We start from the raw sequence: 6,138 nt of genomic DNA, 5'->3' as shown, positions 1-6,138 counted from the left end.
ACATTACACTTTCGATATTCACTCCATCTGCTATTTCTCCAAAGATATTATAAAATTCCTGCTTTTGTTCTTCTGTAAGAATGTCACCATTAATTTTGATTATTACTTCACATTGTTTTTTGTTTTCATAGAAGAAAGCTATATTTTCTACTAATTTATTAAAATCTAGTTTTACTTTAGAGAAGTCTAAATACTGTTCTGAGTTCATACCTTCTATAGATATATTTATTCTATCCAGTCCTGCTTCTATAATTTTTAAAGATAAATCTTTATTTAAAAGCGAAGCATTAGTAGTAGTATCAACTCTGTCTACTTTAGGAGATTTTTTAGCATATGAAATCATATCAGAAAAATGCTTATTAAGCAGTGGTTCTCCGTCTTTATAAAGTCTTATTACTTTTACTTTTCCTTCAAACTGTTGTAAATCATCTATAATTTTTTTATATAAATTAAAATCCATAGCACCAAAGTTTCTGCCATTAGTATTTTTCATAAGTTCTGTATTACCAGTAGGACAAAACTTACATTTGAAATTACATTTATCAGAAGGGTCTATAAAAATTATGAAAGGTGTTTCTAAAGGAATAACTGTTTCTAATTTGGTTCTATTTTCCAAGTCTATTCTTGGTTTGATTTTTGCTTTCATATAAAATGAATATTAATTCCTATAATTATGATTAAGTTAATTTATTATAAACTCTTTGGCTAAAAAGTCAATAGAATTTAATGATTAAAAAATATATAGTGAAAATATGTATTGATATATTAGATGTATCGCAACTATATAATATATAATTGAACTTATTATATATATTTAATAAAAAATAAAGTTCTATATTCTATATATTATATAAAATATTTAAACATAATCATAATAATAGGAACAAAAAATGAATGCTGAGATAAAGCCATTATATAAAAAAGATAGATTAATCCTTGGAGAACAATTACCTTTAGATACTCCTTATAGAATGACTATATCTCCAATGCAATTATGTAATTTTAAATGTTTCTATTGTACCCATTCATTAGAAAGAAAAGAAGTTGAGAAAATAGGTTTTAAATATAGAGCTATGGAATTAGATGAATTTAAAACTTTAGTGGATCAATTATCAGATTTTAAAAATAAATTAAAATTAATGGTTTTTTCTGGTATGGGCGAACCAACTATGAATAAAAATATAGATAAAATGATTAAGTATGCTAAGGATAGCGGCAATATAGAAAGAGTAGAAATGTTTACAAATGGAAGTTTGCTTACTAATGAAATGTCAGATAGACTTATTAATTCTGGTCTTGATAGACTTATGATATCGCTTCAAGGTGTAACAGCTGAAAAATATAAAGAGATTTGCAAATATAATATTAATTATGATGAATTTGTGAATAATATTAAATATTATTATAAAAATAAAGGTAATTTAAAATTATATATAAAAATAGTTGATGCTTCTTTAAATGATGGAGATGATAAAAAATTTTTTGATATATATGGAAATATTTGTGATGAAATATTTATAGAACATTTAAGTGATTGTCAGCCTTTAACTAATGATTGCGATGGTAAAGTTGATTATGATTTAACAATGTATTATGATAAAGCTAAAGAAACAATAGCATGTCCTCTATTATTCTATTCAATGTATGCTGATGCAGATTGCAATATATATCCATGCGTTACCTTGGCATTACCTACAGATTTTTCAGTTGGCAATTTTAGAAATGAAAAACTTATAGATATATGGAATGGTGAAAATATTAAAAAAATTAGATCAGCACATTTAAATGGTAAAAGAAAAGAAACTTATGTTTGTAAAGATTGCGGTAATATGATGGCTATGTATCATGAAGAAGATAATTTAGATAATTATTTAGATAAACTATTGCCACTATATAATAAATAATTTTAATAATTATGAAAGCTGTAAATAAACCTAAAATAGATTTAAATAAACGAGAAAAACTAAAATATATTATATTATTAGACATCCATTTTTATTTATTGAATTATAAGATAAATATAGGCTCAAATATAAATTTAATGTCTGAATATATCTAATAAACAGAAAACAAATAGTATATAGAAATTATAATATGTTTTTAATTATAAAAAATACAGATAATTTATATGACAGAAGAAAAAGAAGAATTATTGAATATTTTTACTCAAAACTTTCGCTTTTTGAATAAAGAACCAATAGTATTGTATGGATTGGGATACCGTACAGAAATATTAATAAATAATTTAACTGAATATAACATAGTTGGTTTAATGGATAGTTATAGTTCAGGTTATAAAGCTTATGGTATTAATGTAATTACTAAAGAAGAAGCTATTAAATTAACTAAAAATATAATTATAGTTTCTATATATGAAAGTGCAAAAACAATATATAAAAATATTAGTCATTTAGAAGATTATGGGATTAATATATACCATGTAAGCGGTAAAAAAATGAAACGTCCTGTTCTTATAGAAAAATATGATAATAATTTATTGATACAAAAAGAAAAAATAAAAAAATACATAAATGATCATGATATAATTTCATTCGATATATTTGATACTTTAATAACTAGAAAAACTTATCAGATATATGATATATTTATCTATATTGAACGATACTTAAAAAATAAATTAAATATACAAGTTAATTTTACTGAATTAAGAATATTATCAGAAAAAAAAGCATATAATAAATATGGTGATAAAACTACTATAGATAATATTTATAATGTATTAAAAGATAAATTGTTATTGAATTTAGAGTTGATAGAAAAAATAAAAACTATAGAGATAGAAACTGAGAAAAAATTCATTATTAAAAGAGATGAAATAGTAGAATTATTAGAGTACTGTATACATAAAAATAAAGAAATTATTTTTGTTTCTGACATGTACTTTGATTCTAATATTATAAAAAATATATTAGAAGAAGTAGGAATTATATTTAATAACAGAATATATATTTCTTGTGATATTGGTAAATCTAAACATAATGGTAGTCTATGGGGATATATAAGTGATAAACATAAAGATAAAAAAATATTGCATATAGGAGATAATGAAAATTCAGATGTTATTCAGGCTAATAAATACAACATTAAAGGGATAAAAATTAATAGCCCATCAGAAAGTTATAATAATTCTATAATAAAAGAAAATTTTGATAAATATAATTTTGATTTGGATGAGAGATTAATATTAGGAAATTTTATATCTTATATATTTAATTCCCCATTCAAAAATTACAATAATACTATAGATATAACTTCTCATTTTGATATAGGTTATCTATTTTTTGGACCTCTGATATTTAATTTTTTACAATGGATGATTAATGAATGCCTATATTTTAATATTAGTAAAATACTGTTTATATCTAGAGATGGATACATTTTACAAAAATTATATAATAAATATTATAAAAATAATAAAATAAAAGGTTTATATTTTTATACATCTAGACAGTCTTTATCTGTAATTTCAATTTTTAGTGAAAATGATATTATAGATAACATTGATATAAACTATAAAACTAGCATTAATATGAAAGCTTATTTTGATGATTTTTTAAAAAATAGGTTTGGAGTTGATGCAAAAATAAATGATGAATATAAAGATAAAAAATTACTTGATATTGATAAAAATTTATTAATAGAACATATAATATCTAATTATAAAGAAGCAATATTAGAAAACTCATTAAAGGAAAGAAATGAATATTTTGAATATATTAATAGTTTATCTATAAATGATAATGACAAATTAGCATTCATTAATTTTATAGGATCTGGTGCTACACAATATTATTTAGAAAAACTTTTACATCAAAAATCTGTATTTTTTTACTTTGCCACAACAAATAAAATATCTGCTATTAATTTAAAAAATAATTTTAAATCTTTGTATGGAGATAAAGTAAATCAAGCATTATCAAATAATCCATTAGTATTAAATACATTAATATCAGAAGCTGTTTTCACTTCACCTGAAGGACAATTTATAAAATTTGATAATTATAATATAATTTTTGATTATGATGAAAAAGATAGATATAATTCAGGTATAGATGAAGTTCATAGAGGGATTGATTCATTTTTTTATAATAATAAAGATTTACATTATAAAAATGATATTTCCAATTTTATATTAGAAATTTATAGTTTACTTTTTGACGAAAATAAAATATATATAAATGATAATATAAAAAATACATTTTTCATTATAGACTCATTTCTTCATGGAAAAAGAGTATGGAAATAATTTATATTTGAATTCCAACATCTATTACATTATTATTATCAGAACCACATCCTGCACATAATCCGCATAAAGATATATATTTATTTTCTATCATACCCAAGCTAAATTTTAATAAATTTAGTTTTTCATTGTCATTTAACTTCTTTGATAAATCTATAAAGTCATTATTATTTTCTTTTATCAAACCTGATTTTACAGCACTCCATACTATATGACAATAATATAGTTTAGAATCATTTACTCCTTTAAATATTGGAGAACAATTTAACATGTGATTCATTACATCTTTAGCATCAATATTAAATTTTGAATATGGAAATAAAAAATCCACCCATTTTAATGATTTTTTTATTTGATATTCTATACCATATTCTATTAATTTTTCTTCAAAAAGTTTCATTTTAGAAGTATAATTAACTGCAGAAGTATAATCACTTATACTAACTTTTACATTATATCTCTTCATTTCTTCTAAAATAGAATTATTTGGTATTATTGTACCATTTGTAACTATTTCCAATTCTCCTATATTATTTGAATATAATTTCATAATATGTAATATTACTTTATCTATATCTTTAAATAAAAAAGGTTCTCCGCCTAATAAGGTAAGCCTGAATATTTTATCTATATTTTGAAACATATCATCTATATTTTTTATGATATCATCTAACTTTTCATCTTCCTTTTTATTATATGAAGGGATAAACATATTACAATTTTTACAATTCAATGTACATCTTGTAGTCAATGCTATATGAACTTCAGGAACTATAATTTTTTTGTAATATTTAAAATAATATAATGGCATATACTCTTTTATATCAAAAAAATCTTTATTTTCAATTAATCCAAAATTTTTAAGATATTCAGAAATCTCACTATATGAGGATGCTCCAGTAGCCACCAAAATAGTATTACTATCTTTTATATCAAATTTTTTAACATTTATATTATTAAAATTACCACTAATATTTGAATCATAAATATTAGTGATAATTATATCTTTGTTTATATTATTAATAAATAATTTAGCAATATTACCAAAGCCGTATATTGAAAATTTATTCTCATTATTGTTTAAATATTTCATTATAATATTAAATCTATCACTCATAAAACATTCTCATACTTTAATACTATAATTATATATAATAATGAATAATTGTCAAATTAAGATATTAATTAACTTAATCATAATTATAGGAATTAATATTCATTTTATATGAAAGCAAAAATCAAACCAAGAATAGACTTGGAAAATAGAACCAAATTAGAAACAGTTATTCCTTTAGAAACACCTTTCATAATTTTTATAGACCCTTCTGATAAATGTAATTTCAAATGTAAGTTTTGTCCTACTGGTAATACAGAACTTATGAAAAATACTAATGGCAGAAACTTTGGTGCTATGGATTTTAATTTATATAAAAAAATTATAGATGATTTACAACAGTTTGAAGGAAAAGTAAAAGTAATAAGACTTTATAAAGACGGAGAACCACTGCTTAATAAGCATTTTTCTGATATGATTTCATATGCTAAAAAATCTCCTAAAGTAGACAGAGTTGATACTACTACTAATGCTTCGCTTTTAAATAAAGATTTATCTTTAAAAATTATAGAAGCAGGGCTGGATAGAATAAATATATCTATAGAAGGTATGAACTCGGAACAGTATTTGGATTTTTCTAAAGTAAAACTAGATTTTAATAAATTAGTAGAAAATATAGCTTTCTTCTATGAAAACAAAAAACAATGTGAAGTAATAATCAAAATTAATGGTGACATTCTTACAGAAGAACAAAAGCAGGAATTTTATAATATCTTTGGAGAAATAGCAGATGGAGTGAATATCGAAAGTGTAATGT

5 protein-coding genes are annotated in these 6,138 nt (G+C 21.7%); 3 read left to right on the top strand and 2 right to left on the bottom strand.

Annotated features, from left to right (window positions below; translation table 11 throughout):
• On the bottom strand, window positions 1–646 hold a 646-nt coding region (locus tag T324_RS0104795; RefSeq protein WP_028329190.1), incomplete at its 3' end, for a radical SAM protein.
• A gap of 244 nt (window positions 647–890) precedes the next feature.
• On the opposite strand from T324_RS0104795, the gene T324_RS0104790 reads away from it, so the two are divergent.
• Together T324_RS0104790 and T324_RS0104785 are read left to right on the top strand one after the other, a co-directional pair.
• A complete protein-coding gene (locus tag T324_RS0104790) occupies window positions 891–1,904 on the top strand; it encodes a radical SAM/SPASM domain-containing protein (protein WP_051436790.1) in 1,014 nt (337 codons plus the stop codon).
• Between the two features lie 224 nt (window positions 1,905–2,128).
• Window positions 2,129–4,267 carry a hypothetical protein gene (locus T324_RS0104785; RefSeq protein ID WP_028329192.1) on the top strand — a complete coding sequence of 713 codons (2,139 nt, stop codon included), beginning with the start codon at window positions 2,129–2,131 and terminating at the stop codon, window positions 4,265–4,267.
• A gap of 1 nt (window position 4,268) precedes the next feature.
• On the opposite strand, the gene T324_RS0104780 is transcribed toward T324_RS0104785, so the two are convergent.
• Complete coding sequence (locus tag T324_RS0104780) at window positions 4,269–5,384, bottom strand: radical SAM protein (RefSeq protein WP_028329191.1); 1,116 nt, start codon at window positions 5,382–5,384, stop codon at window positions 4,269–4,271.
• 108 nt (window positions 5,385–5,492) lie between these two features.
• Here T324_RS0104780 and T324_RS0104775 point away from each other — a divergent pair.
• Window positions 5,493–6,138 (top strand): radical SAM protein (locus T324_RS0104775; RefSeq protein ID WP_028329190.1); only part of this gene is annotated, 646 nt, incomplete at its 3' end.

The organism is Brachyspira alvinipulli ATCC 51933 (genome assembly GCF_000518245.1).
Classification (GTDB): Bacteria; Spirochaetota; Brachyspiria; order Brachyspirales; family Brachyspiraceae; genus Brachyspira; species Brachyspira alvinipulli.
Note: the sequence above shows the minus strand (reverse complement) of the source record. Positions and strands in the feature narration are given on the sequence as shown.

Coding starts and splice junctions, on each gene's coding strand:
- T324_RS0104780 (WP_028329191.1), bottom strand. CDS start 5,384: ATGAGTGATAGATTTAATATTATAATGAAATATTTAAACAATAATGAG.
- T324_RS0104790 (WP_051436790.1), top strand. CDS start 891: ATGAATGCTGAGATAAAGCCATTATATAAAAAAGATAGATTAATCCTT.
- T324_RS0104785 (WP_028329192.1), top strand. CDS start 2,129: ATGACAGAAGAAAAAGAAGAATTATTGAATATTTTTACTCAAAACTTT.